Annotated in this window: 18 protein-coding genes and 1 riboswitch; of the genes, 10 read left to right on the forward strand and 8 right to left on the reverse strand. The window is 63.9% G+C overall.

What is annotated here, in order from left to right:
* Positions 1-3 precede the first annotated feature (3 nt).
* Complete coding sequence (gene purN, locus AC4D2W_RS11445) at positions 4-588, forward strand: phosphoribosylglycinamide formyltransferase (protein WP_490927030.1); 585 nt, start codon at positions 4-6, stop codon at positions 586-588.
* A 48-nt stretch (positions 589-636) separates the two neighbouring features.
* On the opposite strand, the gene AC4D2W_RS11450 is transcribed toward purN, so the two are convergent.
* A complete protein-coding gene (locus AC4D2W_RS11450) occupies positions 637-1989 on the reverse strand; it encodes an MFS transporter (protein ID WP_490927031.1) in 1353 nt (450 codons plus the stop codon).
* Positions 1990-2292: 303 nt separating this feature from the next.
* Here AC4D2W_RS11450 and AC4D2W_RS11455 point away from each other — a divergent pair, with 303 nt between their 5' ends.
* The 3 genes from AC4D2W_RS11455 to AC4D2W_RS11465 all read left to right on the forward strand — a co-directional run bounded on the left by AC4D2W_RS11455 (position 2293) and on the right by AC4D2W_RS11465 (position 7477).
* Positions 2293-4140, forward strand: coding sequence for an HNH endonuclease (locus tag AC4D2W_RS11455; protein ID WP_490927032.1), 1848 nt, complete (start codon positions 2293-2295; stop codon positions 4138-4140).
* A gap of 308 nt (positions 4141-4448) precedes the next feature.
* Entirely contained in the window at positions 4449-6062 is a 1614-nt protein-coding gene (gene purH, locus AC4D2W_RS11460; protein ID WP_490927033.1) for a bifunctional phosphoribosylaminoimidazolecarboxamide formyltransferase/IMP cyclohydrolase, read from the forward strand.
* A gap of 155 nt (positions 6063-6217) precedes the next feature.
* Positions 6218-7477 (forward strand): NADP-dependent isocitrate dehydrogenase, encoded by a 1260-nt coding sequence (locus tag AC4D2W_RS11465; protein WP_400926975.1) that lies wholly within the window; start codon positions 6218-6220, stop codon positions 7475-7477.
* 81 nt (positions 7478-7558) lie between these two features.
* On the opposite strand, the gene AC4D2W_RS11470 is transcribed toward AC4D2W_RS11465, so the two are convergent.
* The 3 genes from AC4D2W_RS11470 to AC4D2W_RS11480 all read right to left on the reverse strand — a co-directional run bounded on the left by AC4D2W_RS11470 (position 7559) and on the right by AC4D2W_RS11480 (position 10418).
* Entirely contained in the window at positions 7559-8125 is a 567-nt protein-coding gene (locus tag AC4D2W_RS11470; protein WP_490927034.1) for an Hsp20/alpha crystallin family protein, read from the reverse strand.
* A 189-nt stretch (positions 8126-8314) separates the two neighbouring features.
* Entirely contained in the window at positions 8315-9784 is a 1470-nt protein-coding gene (locus tag AC4D2W_RS11475) for a glutamate-cysteine ligase family protein (RefSeq protein WP_490927035.1), read from the reverse strand.
* Positions 9785-9878: 94 nt separating this feature from the next.
* The gene (locus tag AC4D2W_RS11480) at positions 9879-10418 is read right to left on the reverse strand and encodes a hypothetical protein (protein WP_490927036.1); all 540 of its coding nucleotides are present in this window, start codon (positions 10416-10418) and stop codon (positions 9879-9881) included.
* A gap of 262 nt (positions 10419-10680) precedes the next feature.
* Between AC4D2W_RS11480 and AC4D2W_RS11485 the strand changes: the two genes are divergently transcribed.
* The 3 genes from AC4D2W_RS11485 to AC4D2W_RS11495 are packed head-to-tail and all read left to right on the forward strand — an operon-like array spanning position 10681 to position 12511.
* Positions 10681-11487 (forward strand): hypothetical protein, encoded by an 807-nt coding sequence (locus AC4D2W_RS11485; RefSeq protein ID WP_490927037.1) that lies wholly within the window; start codon positions 10681-10683, stop codon positions 11485-11487.
* Complete coding sequence (locus AC4D2W_RS11490; RefSeq protein ID WP_490927038.1) at positions 11487-11906, forward strand: phage holin family protein; 420 nt, start codon at positions 11487-11489, stop codon at positions 11904-11906. The genes AC4D2W_RS11485 and AC4D2W_RS11490 overlap by 1 nt, the downstream gene beginning before the upstream one ends.
* A complete protein-coding gene (locus AC4D2W_RS11495) occupies positions 11903-12511 on the forward strand; it encodes a DUF3618 domain-containing protein (RefSeq protein WP_490927039.1) in 609 nt (202 codons plus the stop codon). Before AC4D2W_RS11490 ends, AC4D2W_RS11495 begins: the two co-directional genes overlap by 4 nt.
* A gap of 64 nt (positions 12512-12575) precedes the next feature.
* Here the strand turns inward: AC4D2W_RS11495 and AC4D2W_RS11500 are convergent, their stop codons facing one another.
* The 3 genes from AC4D2W_RS11500 to purU all read right to left on the reverse strand — a co-directional run bounded on the left by AC4D2W_RS11500 (position 12576) and on the right by purU (position 15300).
* On the reverse strand, positions 12576-13604 hold the full coding sequence (locus AC4D2W_RS11500) for a Gfo/Idh/MocA family protein (protein ID WP_490927040.1): 1029 nt from the start codon (positions 13602-13604) through the stop codon (positions 12576-12578).
* A 266-nt stretch (positions 13605-13870) separates the two neighbouring features.
* A complete protein-coding gene (locus tag AC4D2W_RS11505) occupies positions 13871-14395 on the reverse strand; it encodes a gamma carbonic anhydrase family protein (RefSeq protein WP_490927041.1) in 525 nt (174 codons plus the stop codon).
* Positions 14396-14439: 44 nt separating this feature from the next.
* Positions 14440-15300 (reverse strand): formyltetrahydrofolate deformylase, encoded by an 861-nt coding sequence (gene purU, locus AC4D2W_RS11510; protein ID WP_490927042.1) that lies wholly within the window; start codon positions 15298-15300, stop codon positions 14440-14442.
* 46 nt (positions 15301-15346) lie between these two features.
* Between purU and AC4D2W_RS11515 the strand changes: the two genes are divergently transcribed.
* Positions 15347-15889 carry a GNAT family N-acetyltransferase gene (locus AC4D2W_RS11515; protein ID WP_490927043.1) on the forward strand — a complete coding sequence of 181 codons (543 nt, stop codon included), beginning with the start codon at positions 15347-15349 and terminating at the stop codon, positions 15887-15889.
* On the opposite strand, the gene AC4D2W_RS11520 is transcribed toward AC4D2W_RS11515, so the two are convergent.
* Positions 15814-16935: an NAD(P)-binding domain-containing protein gene (locus AC4D2W_RS11520; RefSeq protein WP_490927044.1), complete on the reverse strand. Its 1122-nt coding sequence runs from the start codon at positions 16933-16935 to the stop codon at positions 15814-15816. The genes AC4D2W_RS11515 and AC4D2W_RS11520 overlap by 76 nt on opposite strands.
* Positions 16936-17068: 133 nt before the next feature.
* Positions 17069-17156, forward strand: a riboswitch (ZMP/ZTP riboswitch).
* Between the two features lie 47 nt (positions 17157-17203).
* On the opposite strand from AC4D2W_RS11520, the gene glyA reads away from it, so the two are divergent.
* Together glyA and AC4D2W_RS11530 are read left to right on the forward strand one after the other, a co-directional pair.
* Positions 17204-18487, forward strand: a complete 1284-nt coding sequence (gene glyA, locus AC4D2W_RS11525; protein ID WP_490927045.1) for a serine hydroxymethyltransferase — start codon at positions 17204-17206, stop codon at positions 18485-18487.
* A gap of 110 nt (positions 18488-18597) precedes the next feature.
* Positions 18598-19491, forward strand: coding sequence for a bifunctional methylenetetrahydrofolate dehydrogenase/methenyltetrahydrofolate cyclohydrolase (locus AC4D2W_RS11530; protein WP_490927431.1), 894 nt, complete (start codon positions 18598-18600; stop codon positions 19489-19491).
* The last annotated feature ends 93 nt before the right edge of the window (positions 19492-19584 follow it).

The raw sequence follows: 19584 nt of genomic DNA on the forward strand, positions 1-19584 counted from the left end.
CGCATGCGCATTGTTGTTCTCGTGTCCGGTACCGGATCCAACCTTCAGGCTGTGCTGGACGCCGTGGCGGCTGGGACACTCGACGTCGAAATTGCCGCCGTCGGTGCGGACCGCCCCGGAACCCTCGGAGTGCAGCGGGCCGCCGATGCCGGTTATGACACCTTCGTGGTGAACTTCCGCGATTACGCCGAGCGGTCCCAGTGGAATCTGGCGTTGACGGACCAGGTGGCATCCTATGCACCGGACCTCGTACTGTCTTCCGGGTTCATGCGCATCGTCGATGAGCACTTCATCAAGACATTCGAGGGCCGCTACCTGAATACGCACCCTGCCCTGCTGCCGTCCTTCCCGGGCGCGCACGGGGTGCGCGACGCGCTGGCCTACGGAGTGAAGGTCACCGGCTGCACCGTGCACATTGCCGACGCAGGCGTGGACACCGGTCCGATCCTCGCGCAGGCCGCCGTCGAAGTGCTCGACGGTGATACCGAGGAAACCCTGCATGAGCGGATCAAGGTTCAGGAACGCCGGCTGCTGATCGAAACCCTGCATCGAATCAGCAGCGAGGGACTGCCCACCCTCGAGGTTTAGGAATGCCGCCCGCGCACGCCGGGCCAGCCCGGCACGGCACACGCCGGACTAGTCCAGTGCGGCGCCCTTGGTCTCCGGTGCAAAGCGCATCATCCACAGCACGGCCAGCACCACGAGTACTCCGGCCAGCCCGAAGGACAGCGGCAGGCCCAAATATGGCCATGCGATGGAGACGAAAATCAGCGGCCCGAATCCGGCACCGATGCGGCTCACCGTGGAGGCCCAGCCAAACCCGCTGCCCCGCAGCTCAGTGGGATACAGCTCCGAAACGTAGGCGTACAGCACCGGGATGGCCACCTGCACCACAAATCCGTAGGCCAGCAACCAACCCGTAGCTGCGGCGGGAACGTCCAGGACCAGCGCCACAACCACCAGGATCAGCGCGGACAGCGGACCGGTGACGGTCAGGATCCATTTGCGTCCCACGCGTTCCACCAGCAGGGCGGCAGCGATTACTCCCAGGAGCCCGACGGCGGCCATCCCCGACGTGGTCAGGAATGCGGCGTATTCCTTGAAGCCGGAGTCCACGAGAATTTTCGGCATCCAGGTCAGCGCCAGATAGTAGACCAGCAGGATGGTGAAGAAGAGGGACCAGGAGGCCACAGTGATTTTCCAGCTGTACCGCCAGAGGTCGCGCAACTGGGTTCCCACAGCGCGCATTGACAGGGCTGCAGGCTCTTCGGGTTCAGGCAGCCGCCAGTTGGTCACCGTGGAACCGGTGCTCCTGATGAGCCCGTTTATGACTGTTTCGGCTTCAGCGGTGCGGCCCTTGCGGACCAGGAACAGGGGAGATTCCGGGACGGAGCGCCGGACCCAGAAAACCAGCAGTGCGGGCAGCACCATGACCAGCATGGTGAAACGCCAGTCAGCGAGCGTTGCCATGATCAGGGCAGAGGTGGCGCCGCACAGGGCTGCCCCCACCGGCCACCAGCCGTCCATTGCCGTCAGTACCCGGCCGCGCTGCTTCCGCGGCGTGAACTCACCCACCAATGCGTAGTCCACCGGGACGCAGCCGCCCAGCCCAAAGCCTGCCATGAACCTGAAGATGCAGAACCAGATGATGTCCGGGGAAAACGCGCCCAGCACCGTGAAGAGTGAAAAGACCAGCAGCGTGGCTGTGAAGGCTTTCCTGCGTCCGATGGAGTCGGCAATGGACCCCCACACAAACGCCCCGATGGCCATGCCCAGCAGGTTTGCCGTGCCAATCCAGGCTGCCTGGCCCAGCGCCAGATCCCAGTGTTTGGAGAGCAGGGGAATCAGGACCCCGTTCAGGGTCACATCCCAGGCATCGAACATGAAACCGAGGCCGCCGATAATAAAAATCCGGCCTTGAACCTTCCACTTCCAGGGCAGGTTCTGGACTACCTCGTCGCCCGTGGGCAGGGTGCTTGTCGTTGTCATGGGCGCGCGCTTTCGAAGGGGCGGAATATCGTGGGTTGGACAGGCTGAGCGGCGGTCCGAAGAAACTGTACCCCGCGGGCCGGACTATGGGGGAACCCCTGACGACGGGAAAACTTAGAAGCGGGAGACCGGACCCGGGCCGTGTTTCCATATAGGGCAGTCCTGGCGAACGGAGGTGACGGCGTTCCGGTTTGCGTGGCTCCCGGTTCGGGCGCGGGATGGTGGCGAGCGGAGCGCATTAGAGTATCTTTCCCGTATCGCGATTCCGCTCATTATGTGCTCCCGATCACTAAAATAGAAGGTATGTACTATCCACCAGCCGAGGATCGACACAGCATGGATGCGAGTCCGGACCGGCGAGCAGCGTCGGGTGGCGAGGTCTTGGACGGTGCTGTGTCGGATGCCGAGGTCATGGGCGGTCCGGTACCGGACGGCGTGGTCGTGGGTCGTGCTGTCTTGGGCGACGTGGTCGTGGATGGTCCGGTGTTGGATGCCGCTGGTTTGGAAGTTGCGGAAGCAGCGGTACGGCTGCAGCTGATCGATCACATTCGCATGTTGGAGGAACTCAAGGGCTCCATTTGTGCCGCGCAGGCACGGGCAGCCGCGGTTTTTGACGAGTCTTCCCGTCGCAGCCAGGCTCGTGCAGGAGTGAAAGCAGACCAGCTCGGTCGGGGCGTGGCAGCTCAAATTGGGTTAGCCCGGCGCGAATCACCGCACACCGGTACCCGGTTGCTGGGGCTGGCGAGGATCCTGAGCGCTGAGATGCCGCATACCCTGCGGGCGCTGAGCCTCGGAGTCATCAGTGAATGGCGCGCCACAATTTTAGTGCGGGAGACGGCGTGTTTAACGCTGTCCCACCGGCAGAAGGTCGACGAACTGATCGCGGGGGACCAAGCGGCGCTGGGACAGCTGGGGGATCGGAAACTCATTGCCGCCATCAAGACCCTGGCCTACGGACTGGATCCGCTCAGCGTGGTGAATCGAGCGGCGAAAGCAGCCTCGGATCGTTTCGTTTCCTGCCGCCCGGCACCGGACACCATGGCGTACGTGAGCGCACTGCTGCCGGTGGCTCAGGGCGTGGGAGTGATGGCTGCGTTGACGCGGAAGGCGGATCAGGCGCGTGCCTCGGGCGATCCCCGCTCTAAGGGGCAAGTCATGGCCGACACCTTTGTTGAGCTGCTGACGGGTCAGGCCCGAGCGGAGGACCTGCGGGTGGAGGTGCAGCTGATTATGACGGACAGGACGCTGCTCCACGGCATTCTGCCAAAGGGTGAAGCGGGAAATTGCGTGGCTGGCAACAGCGGAGCCGGGAGCGGAGGTGCCGGAAACTGCAGCGGCGGAAATTGTGGGGTCGGGAGCCACAGCACCGGAAAGGGCGGAGACCCGGTCCGGACAGTTTCCGGCGATCCGGATGAGTCCGCTGGTGAGTCCGCTGGTGTGCACATTCCCGACGGCGCCGAACCGGCCCTGCTGGCCGGATATGGAGTGGTTCCGGCACAGTGGGCACGGGACCTGTTGCGCAGCAGTGACGAGACCACGGGCAGGGATAGTGACAAAACCAAAGCTGTGGGCGGGAACACAATCCAGGGCGTGGGCGGGAACACAATCCAGGGCGTGGGTTGGGACGGAATCCAGGGCTTGGGTTGGGACGGAATCCAAGGCGTGGACAGTGGCAAAACCCGAGGAATGGATAGGGGAGAGCCTCGGGGAGTCCGAAGAAAGCCCCGCACGGAAGTATGGCTTCGCCGGCTTTACACAGCACCGGGCAGCGGCAGGCTCACTGCCATGGACTCCCGGGCCAGGCTGGTTCCGGAAGGATTGGCCCGGGTGATAGCGGCCCGCGACCAGATCTGCCGGACACCTTGGTGCGGTGCGCCGATTCGGCATTATGACCACGTAAAACCCTTCCGCGACGGAGGCCCCACGAGCATCGAGAATATCCAGGGGCTGTGCGAGGCCTGCAACCAAGCCAAAGAAGCACCCGGGTGGGCGGCCCGATGTGAAGAAACACCGGCGCCCTGTAGGGAAAGGGATCGGGCGGGCGTGGATAAAAGGAGTATGGACCGGACGGGCCGGCACACGGTAGTAACGACTACGCCAACAGGCCACAGCTACCGCTCAATCGCGCCGCCGCTTCCAGGCCAGCGATAGATCGCTTGCGGAGCAGCGGCGGATATTGGCAGGCCAGAGGTGAATATGGGCAATCCTGCGGTGGATATGGGACAGTCCCGTGGTGGATATGGGCAGTCCGGCGGCGAATATTGGCAGGCCAGCAGTGGATAGGAGGCAGTCCAGCGGGAGGGATGGAGCGGCCGGCGGGAGCAGGGACAGGACAAGAGACAGGACAAGAGCCAGCAGGGGTCAACCGGGGATCACCCGTCTCAGCTTCACACTCCGTCCGACGGGGCCGTGTGACCTAAACTGTAGCCACCGACACCCTCTTACTTTGGAGATATTGCGTGAGCTCTCAGCCGCTGAACCGTGTACCCATCCGCCGGGCCTTGATTTCGGTCTATGACAAGACCGGTTTGACGGAACTGGCTCAGGGCCTCTCCGCAGCCGGTGTCAGCATTGTTTCCACCGGTTCCACAGCCAGGCAGATTGCCGCTGCAGGTGTAGCCGTCACGGAAGTTTCCGAGGTAACGGGCTTCGCTGAATGCCTGGACGGACGGGTCAAGACGCTGCACCCGCGTGTCCATGCCGGCATTCTCGCGGACCGGCGACGTGCGGATCATGTGGCCCAGCTTGAGGAAATGGAGATTGAACCCTTCGACCTCGTGGTGGTGAACCTTTACCCGTTCGTGGAAACCGTAAAGTCAGGCGCCAGCCCGGATGAGGTGGTGGAGCAGATCGATATCGGCGGTCCCTCAATGGTCCGTGCCGCTGCAAAGAATCACCCCTCTGTGGCCGTGATCGTCAACCCGGCCAAGTATGCCGAGGTTGTCACGGCAGCCGCCGAAGGCGGGTTTGACCTGGAGCAGCGACGCCGTCTTGCTGCTGAGGCCTTCGCCTCTACTGCCGCCTATGACACGGCAGTGGCGGCCTGGACGGCAGAACAGTTCGGCGACGGAACCGACGAAGGCACCACTTGGCCGGCTTACACCGGGCTCGCGCTGGAGCGGTCCGAGGTTTTGCGCTACGGCGAGAATCCGCATCAGGAAGCGGCCCTCTATGCAGACAAGAGTGCGCAGCCCGGGGTGGCGCAGGCAGACCAGCTGCACGGTAAGGAGATGTCCTACAACAACTATGTAGACGCCGATGCCGCCCTGCGTGCAGCCTTCGATTTCAGCGAACCGGCCGTGGCCGTCGTGAAGCATGCCAACCCGTGCGGGGTTGCGGTCGCCTCCCCGGATGCTGCCGATCCCATCGCCGATGCGCACGCCAAGGCACACGCCTGCGATCCCGTATCGGCCTTCGGCGGAGTGATTGCGGCCAACCGGACAGTCACTGCCGGCATGGCCGAGACGGTCAAGGACATCTTTACCGAGGTGGTGATCGCCCCGGACTTCGAACCCGCAGCAGTGGAGATCCTCTCCGCAAAGAAGAACATCCGCTTGCTGACCCTGCCCGACGGGTACGGGCGCAGCGCGGCCGAGTTCCGCCAGGTCTCGGGTGGCATGCTGGTCCAGAAATCGGACAAGATGCAGGCAGACGGCGACCAGCCGGAGAACTGGACCCTGGTGTCCGGTCCCGCCGCCGACGATTCAACGCTGGCCGACCTTGCCTTCGCCTGGACAGCTGTGCGGGCGGCGAAATCCAACGCCATCCTGCTGGCCAACAACGGTGCGTCAGTGGGCGTTGGCATGGGTCAGGTAAACCGGGTTGATTCGTGCCGGCTTGCCGTGGAACGGGCCAATACCCTCGGCGGGCCGGAAGAAGAACGTGCCCGCGGCGCCGTGGCGGCGTCGGATGCGTTCTTCCCGTTTGCCGACGGCCTGCAGATTCTGCTCGATGCCGGAGTCCGCGCCGTGGTCCAGCCCGGCGGGTCCATCCGTGACAACGAAGTTATCGAAGCAGCCAACGCTGCCGGAGTCACGATGTACTTCACCGGCGCACGCCACTTCTTCCACTAAGCGCCTCGCAGAGCGTGCCGGGATGCTCTTCCGGCACCACCCAACCTCCGGGGCGGCGGGCTTAAGCGGCCGTCCCGGAGTTTAGGGAGCCTCGAGTGGGCTGTGGCATAGTTGGACTCAAATACAAGCCAAAAAGACGGGTTCCGTCATGCCGCATGACATGTTCGGTGCCCACCAACACACAAGGAGATCGTGTGGCTGAGAAAATCAAGGTTGTGGGTTCTGTCGTAGAACTCGACGGCGACGAAATGACCCGCATCATCTGGCAGTTCATCAAGGACCGCCTGATCAATCCGTACCTGGACGTAGACCTGAAGTACTACGACCTCTCCATCCAGAACCGCGATGCCACCGATGACCAGGTCACTGTTGACGCTGCCAACGCCATCAAGGAACACGGTGTGGGCGTCAAGTGCGCCACCATCACCCCGGATGAGGCCCGTGTTGAAGAATTCGGCCTGAAGAAGATGTGGGTTTCCCCGAACGGGACCATCCGCAACATCCTCGGCGGCGTGGTGTTCCGCGAGCCGATCATCATCTCCAACATCCCGCGCCTGGTGCCGGGTTGGAACAAGCCGATCATCATTGGCCGCCACGCTCACGGTGACCAGTACAAGGCAACGAACTTCAAGGTTCCCGGTGCCGGTACCCTGACGCTGACCTACACGCCCAAAGACGGCGGCGAGGAAATCAAGACCGAGGTTGTCACCTACGGTGACGACGGCGGCGTCGCCATGGGTATGTACAACTTCAACGATTCCATCAAGGACTTCGCCCGCGCTTCCTTCGCCTACGGCCTGCAGCGCAACTACCCGGTGTACCTCTCCACCAAGAACACGATCCTGAAGGCCTACGACGGCCAGTTCAAGGACCTGTTCCAGGAAGTCTTCGACGCCGAGTTCAAGGACCAGTTCGAAGCAGCCGGCCTCACCTACGAGCACCGTCTGATCGATGACATGGTTGCCTCCGCGATGAAGTGGGAAGGCGGCTACGTCTGGGCCTGCAAGAACTACGACGGCGACGTCCAGTCCGACACCGTGGCACAGGGCTTCGGCTCGCTGGGACTGATGACCTCCGTGCTGATGACCCCGGACGGCAAGACCGTTGAGGCCGAAGCTGCACACGGTACGGTCACCCGCCACTACCGCCAGCACCAGCAGGGCAAGCCCACCTCCACGAACCCGATCGCCTCGATCTTCGCGTGGACCCGTGGCCTGATGCACCGCGGCAAGCTGGACAACACCCCCGAGGTCATCAACTTCGCCGAGACCCTTGAAGACGTTGTCATCAAGACCGTCGAGTCCGGCAAGATGACCAAGGACCTGGCTGCCCTGGTCGGCCCGGACCAGGCATACCTGACCACCGAGGAATTCCTCGCTGAGCTCGATGCCAACCTGAAGACCCGCCTGGGCTAATTCCCAGCTGCTTCAGCGCATAACGACGGCGGCGCCCCACCTTCACGGGTGGGGCGCCGCCGTCGTTATGTTCAAGACCCGCTAGATGCCGGAGCCCTGGTCTCCGCCGGAGCCCATCGAGCCGGATCCGGATGAACCCGATCCCATGGAGCCGGAACCCGAGGAGCCTGAATCGGAGCCGGAGCTGCTCGAGGTTGATGAGGTCACCGATTCAGAACTGGACTGGCCGCTGATGGTGTTCGAATCCTTGTAGGAGGAGGACACCTCAATCTTGCGAGGCTTGGACCGTTCGCTGACCGGGATCAGGACACTGAGGACACCGTTTTCATAGGTGGCGGAAATTCCCTCAATGTCGATTCCCTGGCCCAGGTTGAGCTGGCGGAGGAAGGTGCCTGATTCGCGCTCCCGGGTCAGCCATGTGACGCCGTCGGAAGCCTGGATGGTTCGCTCGGCCCGGATGGTGAGCAGCTGGCCGTCCACATCCACGTCCACCGAACCCGGATCGATGCCCGGCAGATCGGCATTCAGAATGTAGTGGTCGCCCTCGCGGTAAAGATCTATGGGCATCAGCCGCAGCCGCTGCCGGGGATCGAGAAGGGCTCCTGCCATCCGGTCGAGCTCGCGGAATGGATCGAACTTCATCGCCATTATCATCAACTCCTTTGACGCCCACCTGCCAGGCAGGCGAATCATTAATCGGAACTTCAGAAGGTCGGTAACTTGAGTCAGCTCGACTCAAGTTATGAAATTAGGCTAGCAGTCACACAATCTGACTGCCAGAACCGAGGCCGAAATTGATGCCAAAAATGCAGAACCAAAAATCCGCGGCAGAGGGCCTCAGTCCACCGGCCACTCGTGGACGGGGGCATTCGTGTGCATGTTTTCCCAGTATCTGCGGGTGAGTTCTACAAGTGCAGGCCTGCGTTCCATGCCCTGACTCTCCAAGCGGCGCAGATACGCGATCTGCCAGGAGGCGCCGTTCTGCTCGGTGCGGGCACGCTCCCGGATGACGTCCAGATAGCGGCCGATTAATTCCTGGTCCACGCCCAGTTCCGCCAGCCCGGTTGCTGCCTGGGGGATCAGGTGGCGGAGAATCAGTTCGGCCACCGGCGTCTCGCCGATGCCGGGCCAGTACACCGTAGCTTCCAGACCGTTGCGTGCGCAGGCCAGGAAGTTGTCTGCGGCGCTCTTGAAGGCCAGTCGGGTCCAGAGCGGGCGCTCGGAGGTGCGCAGATGCTGGACCAGACCGTAGAAGAACGCTGCGTTGGCCACGACGTCCAGCACTGTGGGGCCGGCCGGGAGAACCCGATTCTCCAGCCGCAGGTTGGGTGTGTGCTCGCCGGGATCATAAATGGGCCGGTTCCAGCGGTAGACGGTGCCGTTGTGAAGGCGGAGCTCCGGGAGCAGAGGGGCTCCGGCGGCCGTGGACCCGCCGCTGCTGCGGGAGAGTTCAGGGAGCAGCGCGGGAAAGTACCGGACATTCTCCTCGAAGAGGTCGAAGATTGAGGTTATCCAGCGTTCTCCGAACCACACGCGGGGCCGCACTCCCTGGTTGCGCATTTCGGGAGGCCTGGTGTCGATGGCTTGCTTGAAAAGCTCAACCCGGGTTTCATGCCACAGGATTCGTTCCATGAAGACGGGCGAATTTGCAGCGAGCGCCACCTGGGGAGCGGCGATCATCTGGGCGGCGTTCCAGGCTGGTGCAAAGTCCTCCGGGCTCACCTCCAGGTGCAGCTGCACTGACGTGCAGGCGGCTTCGGGGGAAATGTTTTTAGCGTAGAAGGACAGCGACTCAATGCCGCGCAGGTCCACGTGCACGTCTTCGCCGCGTGCCTGGAGCACCGAGGTGTTCAGCGCGGCATAGCGTTTGCCGGCGCTGAGCCATTCCTTGTCTTCCAAAAGGTTTGGCCGGAGGGTGGGCAGGATTCCCGCCATGAGAATATCCGTATTCACCTCGGCCGCACGGGAGTCTGCCCGGTTCAGCTGGAAGCGGAGGCTGTCCTCGAGATCCCGCAGGCCTGAGCCGCCGATAGACAGTGCGGGGTGGTTCATCTCAATGTTGAAAGCGCCGATTTCCGTTTGGAACGCAGGATCGGCGATCTGCTCCAGAACGGCGGCGTTGCGCAGCGCGGGGGTGAAGTCCGTGTTTGTCAGGTTCAGCTCCAGTTCCAAGCCAATACTGGCAGTGTCTGCGAACTGCGCCGTTGAAAGGTAACCGGCAAACCGGTCAAGGTTTTCAAGGAGTCGCTGGCGGTACCGTGTCCGCTGCTCCCGGCTGTATGTCTTGCTGTTAACTTCGGCGCCCATCGTCTGAAGATAACCATGGGCGCCGAAGGATGTATAGCGTGTTTCGGGGGGTGAGACAGAACGTGCGTCCGGCTCCGCTTCCGGGACGGGGAACCTAGGATTTCATCAGGCCCTTGAGGACGTTGGAAGCGCGCTGCATCTCACCGTGCTGGGCTCCCATGACGATCACTGCTCCGGAGAAAACGGGGATGCACCACTGCAGCAGCTTCAACTGCCGCTGGGCCGACTGCAGTTCCTTGGACGCCGTGGGATTCGGCTCGGTTGCACCAACCGCACCCTCCTCCGAATACTTTTCAACCTTCCGTCCCACCATCCCTGCGTAGAACGTCACCAGGGCGCCGATCACTGTGACGCCGGTCTTGTAAACGGTCAGGGATCCAACGCCGTCCTGCTTGGCCACGCGGCCCTTGTTTTCCCCGACAATGGCCAGGCCTGCCACAAAATGGCCGATGATGGCGGCCGCCTGAAGCGGTGCCCATTTCTTCCAGCCCAAGCTGGAGAGCCTGGCCCGTTCCGTCGGGTCCTTCGCCTCTGCAGCAGCCCCGTTGAGGCCTACCGCACCCATCAGCGAGCCGCCGAACCAGGCTGCCGCGGTGAGGTCGTGAACAGATCGAGCGAACAAATTTCCTGCCACTGGAATCTCCCTTGTAACTGCGGACATATGGGGCGGCACCTCTGTCCGTAGAATAGGTGCCCGCCGTGAATGCCACCCAACCACGCCCTGGCCACCGTCCACAAGAGTGCAGCGGTTCCCCGGCAGAATGAAGCTAAGTCTGCTTAGCTTCAACTTTACGAATCCATACTAAGTGTGCTTATGATCATGTCATCAGTAACGGTAATCCTCATCGGCAGGATTCTGATTCTTCATCCGCAACGATTTAGGAGAGAGAGTGACGATGACAGAGAACGAGTGGCCCAGAGACGGAAGCCATGCTGCTACCCCCACCCAGGGCAGTTCAGCGGATCCCAAGGCAGCAAAGGCCGGAGCTGCCAAGGACGAGGCATCAGGTGTGGCCCGGGATGCAGCCGGAAGCGCTGCTCACGTTGCCGAAACAGCCAAGACGGAAGCAGCCGGCGTTGCCTCCGAAGCCGCAGCAAATGCCCGCGACCTGTTTGACCAGGCGCGGAGCGACCTGACGGAGCAGGCAGGAGTGCAGCAGCAGAAGGTTGCTGAAGGACTCCGATCGGTCGCCGGCGAGCTGCACTCCATGGCGGAGAATTCCGAACAGTCCGGTGTTGCCACCGATCTGGTGCGCCAGGCCGCTGAGCGTTCCTCATCTGTGGCCTCGTGGTTGGATAACCGCAACCCGGGTTCGCTGGTGGAGGAAGTCAAGGGCTTCGCCCGTCGCCGCCCCGTCGCCTTCCTGGCCATGGCTGCAGGAGCAGGTTTCCTGGCCGGCCGTATGAACAAGGGTCTTAGCGCAGGAGTTCCCAGCCAGACTGCAGGAACCGGCGCGCCGACGGCAACCGGTACCGGTGCCGCCACGGGCAGCACCACCATCCCGGAAACGATCTACCCTCCGGAACCCGCCGTGCAGCCCACCTACGCAGCCGGTACAGGGACAGTGAACCCCGGGGGAGTCTCCCAGGATCCGTTCGGCACAGAGCCCACTGTCCCGACTGGCCGTCCTCCGGTATCCGATGATCAGCTTCCCGGATCGGGAACCCGCGCGGCTGATCCCTTTAACGGTGGTCGGCACTAATGAGTACCGAAATCCCTGAACCGCCGCCCACAGCAGCTGAAAGCACGTCACTGGGCGATCTTCTCGGCCAGGTGACGGCGGATATGTCCACCCTCATGCGCCAAGAGGTGGAGCTGGCCAAGGTTGAGCTGAAGCAGTCAGCCACCCGGGCCGGCAAGGGAGCGGGCATGTTTGCCGGTGCTGCACTGGCCGGTTACTTTGTGCTCCTGTTCCTGTCCATCGCGCTCTGGCAGGCACTCGGTGACCTGATCGGCCTTGGCTGGTCGGGGTTGATTGTCGCCGTGATCTGGGGCATCGTTGCCGCGATCCTCGCTATGCGCGGACGCAAGGAGATGCGAAAGATCAAGGGCATGCCGCAGACCTCCGAAACGCTGCAGGAAATACCCGGAACCCTGAAACCGAATGAGGACGCACGATGAGCGATAACCCGGACGCAATACGCGCAGACATTGAAGAGACCCGCCGCCGCCTCGGAACCAACGTGGACGCCGTGGCTGACAAGGTGACGCCTTCCCACATTGTCCAGCGACAGACGGACAAGGTTAAGGACGCAGTTTTCGGCGTCAAGGACAGTGTCAAGGACAAAGTGATGGGAGCAGCAGATCAGATGACAGACAAAATGCACTCCGGCACCGATTCGGCCGCCAGCGGCATGTCCCGTGCCGGCTCCGCAGTGGGCGATGCGCCGCAGAACCTTGCCAATAAGGCCCAGGGCAACCCGATCGCCGCAGGCCTGATTGCTTTCGGCGCCGGACTGCTGGCGGCTTCGCTGATCCCGGCCACAGACAAGGAGCGCGTCGCAGCGGACAACCTCAAGACCGCTGCCGAGCCCCTCACGAACCAGGTCACCGACGCAGCCAAGGAAATGGCGCAGGGGCTCAAGGAGCCCGCGCAGGAAGCCATGGAGAACGTCAAGGCAACAGCAACTGACGCCGCCCAGAACGTCAAGCAGGAAGGCCAGTCCGCTGCTGAAGACGTCAAGGGGAGCGCAACAGAGGCCAAGGACAACGTCCGCAACGCCTGAGTAGCCATACACATCAAAAGCGGTCCTGCACTTTGCGGGACCGCTTTTGCGTGCCGTATTTCCGTTAGCCGGAGCGGGCCGGGGTATCACTGACGTATTTCAGGCCCATCTGGCGCCGGGCTTCATCGAACAGACGCATGCTTGCCAGCGAGTGTTCCCAGCTCATGGTCGGTGATTCGGCCAGACCGGACTGGATGCACCGGGTCGCTTCGCGCAGCTCATAGGTGTATCCGTTGCCTATCTGGGGGAAGCGTTCGACCCGCTGCTCTCCGCCGCGCGGCTGCACGGTGAGTTCCACCGGGTTGTGCAGGGGAGTTCCGGTGCGAAGCCACCCTTCGGTCCCGGAGATCGTGGCCGTGCGCGTGCATTCCGAAACCAGCGAAGAGGCCAGCTGCGCCGAGGCCCCCGAAGCGTAGGTGAGCAGGAGAGCATTCTGGATGTCCACGCCGTCGTCGTTCAAGGTGCCGACGGCGGATATGTGCAGGGGGAACCCCAGTGCGCCCAGTGCCAGCGTCAGGGGATAAACGGTCAGGTCCAGCAAAGCTCCGCCGCCGGCTGCCGCATCCCAGAGACGGCTGGCGGGATCAGGCGGAGCCCGGAATCCCAGATCAGCCTGGACCCAGCGCACCTCGCCCAGTTCGCCCTGGCTCAGGATGTCCCAGATGCGGTTGATGCAGGGCAGGAACCGGGTCCAGACCGCCTCCATCAAGAACAGTCCGCTGGAGGAGGCCAGTGCGATCAGGTCTTCGGATTCCCGGGCGTTGACCGTCAGGGATTTTTCACAGAGGACGTGCTTTCCTCCCAGCAGGGCCTCCCGGGCAATGTCGTAGTGCTGTGCGTGCGGGGCAGCAATGTAGACAACGTCCACCTCGGGATCATCAATCAGGATGCGGTAGCCCTTAACCCCTCCCTCGTCGAAATAGGTCCGGGTGAATCCGAAGTGTTCTGCGAACTGCGCTGCTGCCTCCTCGGTGCAGGAGCTGACCGCATGCAGGACCGCATCTTCGAGCCGGGCAATATCCTCGGTGACCTTCGTTGCCACATTGCCCGTGGCAACGACACCCCACCGCAGGGTCCGGCCGGTTTTTTGCACCGGACTGGGCGCCCCTGTGTACACGCACGGCGGTGCGGGGATGTGCCGGCTGCCGGGGGTGCTGTCCTCGCCGGGTTGTGGCACTGATGCTCGCGCTCGCATGGTGATACCCAGCCCTCCCGGAAAGACGCCGTTGTCATTTCTGCAGCCCGTGAGAACCAACGATGAATCGCAGAGGCGTGCTACGTCAGTACAACGCCCGGGGAACGTTCGGTCAAGACGGGAACCGGTTCCCCGGTCCCGGGGGTTTCTATTGCCACCCGTGCTCAGGCGGTTTGGACCGCTTCGCGGTGCGCGGCGGCGGTGGCCAGGTACCTGACGGCGTTCTGCCGCACGCCGTCGAACTCCTCCTCGGTGAGTTCACGCCGAACCTTGGCCGGTACGCCTGCCACCAGGGAACGCGGCGGAATGACGGTTCCCTCCAGCACCACCGCTCCGGCCGCCACCAGTGAGCCGGCACCTACCACGGCGCCGTTCATGACCGTAGCGCTCATGCCGATGAGGCAGTCGTCCTCAATGGTGCAGCCGTGGACAACAGCGCTGTGACCAATGCTGACCCGCTGGCCCACGGTGGTGGGGAAACCGGGGTCTGCGTGCAGCACCACGTTGTCCTGCAGGTTGCTGCCGGCGCCGACCCGGATGGAGTTGGAATCTCCCCGGACACAGACGCCGTAAAAGGCGCTGGAATCCTCAGCCATGACCACGTCGCCTATCAGCGAGGCGGTGGGGGCGAGGAAAACGGACGGATCTGCCTGCGGAGTCTTGCCCCGGAGCGGGATGAGGTATGCCATCCCGCCAGCCTAGCGGCGCGCCGGGCAGGATGCGTCACCGAACCTCAGTTGAAGACGATGGTCCGCTTGCCGTCCAGCAGGACCCGGTGCTCGGCGTGCCACTGCACGGCCTTGGACAGGGTGCGGCCCTCGACGTCGCTGCCCAGGGCCGCCAGCTGCGCGGCGGACCGGGAGTGGTCCACCCGGATCACTTCCTGCTCGATGATGGGGCCTTCATCCAGGTCCGAGGTGACGTAGTGGGCGGTGGCGCCGATCAGCTTCACGCCACGGGCATGGGCCTGGTGATACGGCCGTGCGCCCTTGAAGGAGGGCAGGAAGGAGTGGTGGATGTTGATGGCCCGGCCGGCGAGGTCGCGGCACAGGTCGTTGCTGAGGATCTGCATGTAGCGGGCCAGCACCACCAGGTCGATGTCCAGGTCCTGCATCAGGGCACGCAGCTGGTCCTCGGCGCTGTCCTTGGTGTCCGGCGTGACGGGGATGTGGTGGAACGGTATGCCGTAGAAGGCGGCCAGTTCGGCCAGGTCCCGGTGGTTGGACACGATGGCGGGAATCTCGATGGGCAGGGTGCCCGACCGCTGCCGGAACAGGAGGTCATTGAGGCAGTGTCCGGATTTGGACACCATGATCAGGGTGCGCTCCGGGCTCCCGGCCTCATGCAGCTGCCACTCCATGCCGAAGTCCGCTGCCACGGGTGCCAGCGCGGCCTGCACGTCTGCATGGGAACCTGGGGCGGTGAAGTCCACCCGCATGAAGAACGTGCCCGTTTCCGGGCTGCCGTACTGCTGGGATTCGGTGATGTTGCCCCGGGCGGCGGCCAGGCCTCCGGACACGGCGTGGACGATGCCCGGCTGGTCCGGGCAGGACAGGGTCAGGGTGAACGCGGAAGCGGCGGAGAAATCAGTCACGGTTCCTAGGTTACCCGCCCGGGAAGCGCTCGCTTAGGCTAGGGAAATGGACGTAACCTTCATGCCCCTTTCCGATAAGGACGTCGAAGAGCTGGTCAAATTCCTGACCACCAACAGTTTTCCCTTTCACCGGATTACGGCTCCGTCCGAGGAGCTGGTCCGGCAGCTGATTGTTGACGGCCGCTTTGATGCCGACGGCGTCCGCACCTACTGGGTGTTCGGGGACAACCAGCGGCTTGGGCTGGCGATCCTGGAGCGGCTTGAGAGCCACTGTCCCGTCTTTGACCTTCGGCTGGTGGAAGAGGCCCGGGGTCAGGGCAGCGGTGTTCCCGTGCTGCAGGCCCTGACTTCGCTCGTCTTCAATGAGGCGCCCAGGGCGCACCGGTTTGCCGGGCGGACCCGGGAAGACAACATTGCCATGCGCAAGACCTTTTTGCGGTCGGGGTTTCTGAAGGAGGCCCACTACCGGGACGACTGGCCGCTGGACGACGGGCGGTGGATTGCCTCCGTCACCTATGCCGTGCTGCGACGCGACTGGGAGCTGGGAACCGTGACCGAGTTCTCCCGGGAGGACGTGGACCTGCCCTGAAGCGCGGCCAGAGCTGCGGCCCGTCCGGCACGGGTGGCGCCAAGGGTCGAGGCGGATTCCCCGTAGCCCACCAGGAACAGCTGCGGAACCTTCACAACCCTTGGCCCGTCCATGCGGATGCCCCCGCCGGGTTCGCGCAGGTGCAGGGGAGCCAGATGGTCCAGGGAGGCCCGGAAGCCGGTGGCCCAGAGCACCACGTCGGCAGCGGCGGAGCTGCCGTCCGCGAACACCGCCCCGTCCGGAGTCAGTCGGGCAAGCGGACCGCGCGACACCAGGACGCCGTCGTCAATGCCCTTTTGATATTGCGGGGTCAGAAGAATCTTGGTGGTGGAAACCACGCTGACGGGAGGAAGCCCGGCACGGGTGCGCTCGCGGACTGCGCGTTCAACGCCGCGGCCCCATTCGGCGTCGAAGGGGCGGCTGGTGAACTCCGGAGGCCGCCGCGTGGACCACACGGTGCGGGCGCCGGCGTCGTGCAGCTGGAGCAGGAACTGCACCGCAGAGGTTCCGCCGCCCACCACCAGGACCCTGCGGCCGGCAAAATCGCCGGCCCTGCGGAAATCCCGGGTATGCAGCTGTTTCCCGCGGAACTCCCGCTGGCCCGGATAGCTTGGCCAATAGGGCTTGTCCCAGGTTCCGGTGGCGTTGATGACCTGCCGTGCACGCCACACTCCGAGGTCGGTGCTGATGTGCAGCCGGTCATCAGCCGCACGGGTGACTGCCAGCACGCGGACGGGCCGCTGCACCTCCAACCCGAATTCCGCCTCATAGGCGCCGTAATACCGGGTGACCACGGAAGACGCCGGTTCACGGGGATCCGGCGTCCCCAGCGGAAAGCGCGGCAGGTCGTGGATGCCGTGGGCAGATCCGAGCGTGAGTGAATCCCAGCGGTGGCGCCAGGCTCCGCCGGGGCCCTCATTGGCGTCCAGCACCACAAAACCGGGCCCTGCAGCCAACCCGCGGTGCTGGAGATAAAAGGCAGCGCTCAGGCCGGCCTGGCCGGCACCGATCACCGCCACCTCAACGTCCCGGTCCTCCACGGTCACCTGTCCTCCGCCCGCTGGCTGCCTCGACGAGGCAACATCCATGCATTTGTGTATCAACCGGCTCGCCCGGACACCTATTCCACCCGCCCGCGCCAAGTCATATTCGGCAGCGGCAGACCGCCGTCCGATAGGATGATTACGTCGCAACTGGCGTTAGGTGGGTCACCACCAGGGAGCGGCCAAGCAGCACAGACCACGGATCGCACGCCTGGGCCGAAGGTCAAGCCTTAGTCGCCTGACCCCTAAACGCCGTCCCCAGGAGATCTTTGTGAGACTATCCACCCAGCCCGTCACGGACGCGAAGTTATCCGACGTCGACCCGGAAATCGCCGCCGTCCTGAACGATGAACTGGCCCGCCAGCGCAGCACCTTGGAAATGATCGCTTCGGAGAACTTCGCCCCGCGGTCCGTCCTCGAAGCGCAGGGCTCGGTCCTGACCAACAAGTACGCCGAGGGATACCCCGGACGCCGGTACTACGGCGGCTGCGAGCATGTGGATGTGGCGGAGAACCTGGCCATCGAGCGGGCCAAGGCCCTGTTCGGCGCAGAGTTCGCCAACGTGCAGCCGCATTCCGGGGCACAGGCCAACGCCGCGGCACTCGCAGCACTCATCAAGCCCGGGGACAAGCTGATGGGACTGAACCTGGCCCACGGCGGGCACCTGACCCACGGCATGAAGCTGAACTTCTCCGGCAAGCTCTATGAAGTGGCCGCCTACGGCGTGGACGAGGAAACCTACCGGGTGGACATGGACAAGGTCCGGGAGCAGGCCAAAGCCGAGCGCCCGCAGGTCCTCATCGCCGGCTGGAGCGCCTATCCCCGCCAGCTGGATTTTGACGCGTTCCGTTCCATTGCCGATGAAGTCGGCGCCTATCTGTGGACGGACATGGCGCACTTCGCCGGCCTCGTGGCCGCCGGCCTGCACCCCACCCCGGTGCCCGCGTCCGACGTCGTCACCTCCACGGTGCACAAGACGCTGGCCGGCCCGCGCTCAGGAATGATTTTGGCCAAGCAGGAATACGCGAAGAAGCTGAACTCCGCAGTTTTCCCGGGCCAGCAGGGTGGTCCGCTGATGCACGTCATTGCCGCCAAGGCGGTGGCGTTCCGGATCGCCGGCACGGACGAATTCCGGAAGCGGCAGGAACGGGTGCTGGAAGGCGCCCGGATTATTGCGGAGCGCCTCAGCGCGCCCGACGTCGCCGGCCACGGCGTCTCGGTGCTCACCGGCGGCACCGACGTCCACCTGATCCTGGTGGACCTGCGGCATTCGGCTCTGGACGGCAAACAGGCCGAAGACCTGCTGCACTCCGTGGGAATCACGGTAAACCGCAATTCCGTACCGTTTGATCCCCGTCCGCCAATGGTTACGTCGGGCCTGCGGATCGGCACACCCGCACTGGCCACCCGCGGCTTCGGGGCTGCAGAGTTCACTGAGGTGGGCGAAATTATTGCCGCGGCGCTGAAGCCGTCCCCCGACGTCGACGCGCTGCGCGCACGGGTCAGCGCGCTGGCAGAAGATTTTCCGCTGTATCCCGGACAGGAAGAGTGGTAACGAGTATGGAGAAGGGAAATAACATGGAAGGTTCCGTCACGGAAACCCCCGAAAATGACAGCGTTAACCTCGGCTGGGAGAAGAAAGAGAAAACTCCCTTCGGAACGCCGGTGGCCGCCCGGATCCTCGACGGGCGCAAGGCCGCCCGCGAGATCAAGGATGAACTCACCGAGCGGGTGCGCGTGCTGAAAGACGAGCACGGGATCACCCCGGGACTGGGGACCGTGCTGGTGGGCGATGACCCGGCCAGCCATTCCTATGTGGGCGGCAAGCACAAGGACTGCGCGCAGGTGGGGATTAATTCCATCCGCCGGGACCTGCCGGCGGACATCAGCCAGGCGGACCTGGAAAAGGTCATCGATGAGCTGAACGCGGACCCGGCTACCACCGGATACATTGTGCAGCTGCCGCTGCCCGCGCATCTGGACACCAATGCCATCCTGGAGCGGATCGCCCCGGAAAAGGACGCCGACGGCCTGCATCCGGTGAACCTGGGCCGGCTGGTCCTGAACGTGAGCGAACCGATGACGTCGCCGCTGCCCTGCACCCCGCACGGGATTGTGCAGCTGCTGGTGCGCAACGGGATCGCTCTGACCGGCAAGAAGGTGCTCGTCGTGGGCCGCGGTGTCACCGTGGGCCGTCCGCTGGGGCTGTTGCTGACCCGCCGTCCGATCAACGCCACCGTGACCCTTGCCCACACCGGCACCGTGGACCTGTTTGAGCACCTGCGCGAGGCCGACGTGGTGGTGGCCGCCGCCGGATTCCCGGAAATGATCAAGGCCGAGGACCTCAAACCCGGAGCCATTGTCCTGGATGTGGGAGTCACCCGGGTCACCGACCCCGACACCGGCAAGACCACCCTCACCGGAGACGTGGAGAAGGCAGCCGCAGATGTGGCCGGCTGGATTTCCCCGAACCCCGGGGGAGTGGGGCCCATGACCCGGGCCATGCTCCTGTCCAACGTGGTGGAAGCTGCGGAGCGCACGGCAGGCATTCTCGCCTAGGGAGTTACCTGCACGACGGCGGCCGGGCAGCGGGAGCAGCATCCCGCCGCCCGGCCGCAAATGTTCCGCGACAGCACACCGGTGCACTAGGCT

This window comes from Arthrobacter sp. TJ-58 (assembly GCF_058269295.1).

Excerpts from the sequence above, each read along its gene's own strand:
- AC4D2W_RS11515 (WP_490927043.1), top strand. The coding sequence starts at position 15,347 with ATGGACGTAACCTTCATGCCCCTTTCCGATAAGGACGTCGAAGAGCTG.
- AC4D2W_RS11470 (WP_490927034.1), bottom strand. The coding sequence starts at position 8,125 with ATGGCGATGAAGTTCGATCCATTCCGCGAGCTCGACCGGATGGCAGGA.
- AC4D2W_RS11450 (WP_490927031.1), bottom strand. The coding sequence starts at position 1,989 with ATGACAACGACAAGCACCCTGCCCACGGGCGACGAGGTAGTCCAGAAC.
- AC4D2W_RS11475 (WP_490927035.1), bottom strand. The coding sequence starts at position 9,784 with ATGGGCGCCGAAGTTAACAGCAAGACATACAGCCGGGAGCAGCGGACA.
- AC4D2W_RS11465 (WP_400926975.1), top strand. The coding sequence starts at position 6,218 with ATGACATGTTCGGTGCCCACCAACACACAAGGAGATCGTGTGGCTGAG.
- AC4D2W_RS11505 (WP_490927041.1), bottom strand. The coding sequence starts at position 14,395 with ATGGCATACCTCATCCCGCTCCGGGGCAAGACTCCGCAGGCAGATCCG.
- AC4D2W_RS11495 (WP_490927039.1), top strand. The coding sequence starts at position 11,903 with ATGAGCGATAACCCGGACGCAATACGCGCAGACATTGAAGAGACCCGC.
- AC4D2W_RS11455 (WP_490927032.1), top strand. The coding sequence starts at position 2,293 with ATGTACTATCCACCAGCCGAGGATCGACACAGCATGGATGCGAGTCCG.
- AC4D2W_RS11490 (WP_490927038.1), top strand. The coding sequence starts at position 11,487 with ATGAGTACCGAAATCCCTGAACCGCCGCCCACAGCAGCTGAAAGCACG.
- AC4D2W_RS11485 (WP_490927037.1), top strand. The coding sequence starts at position 10,681 with ATGACAGAGAACGAGTGGCCCAGAGACGGAAGCCATGCTGCTACCCCC.
- purN (WP_490927030.1), top strand. The coding sequence starts at position 4 with ATGCGCATTGTTGTTCTCGTGTCCGGTACCGGATCCAACCTTCAGGCT.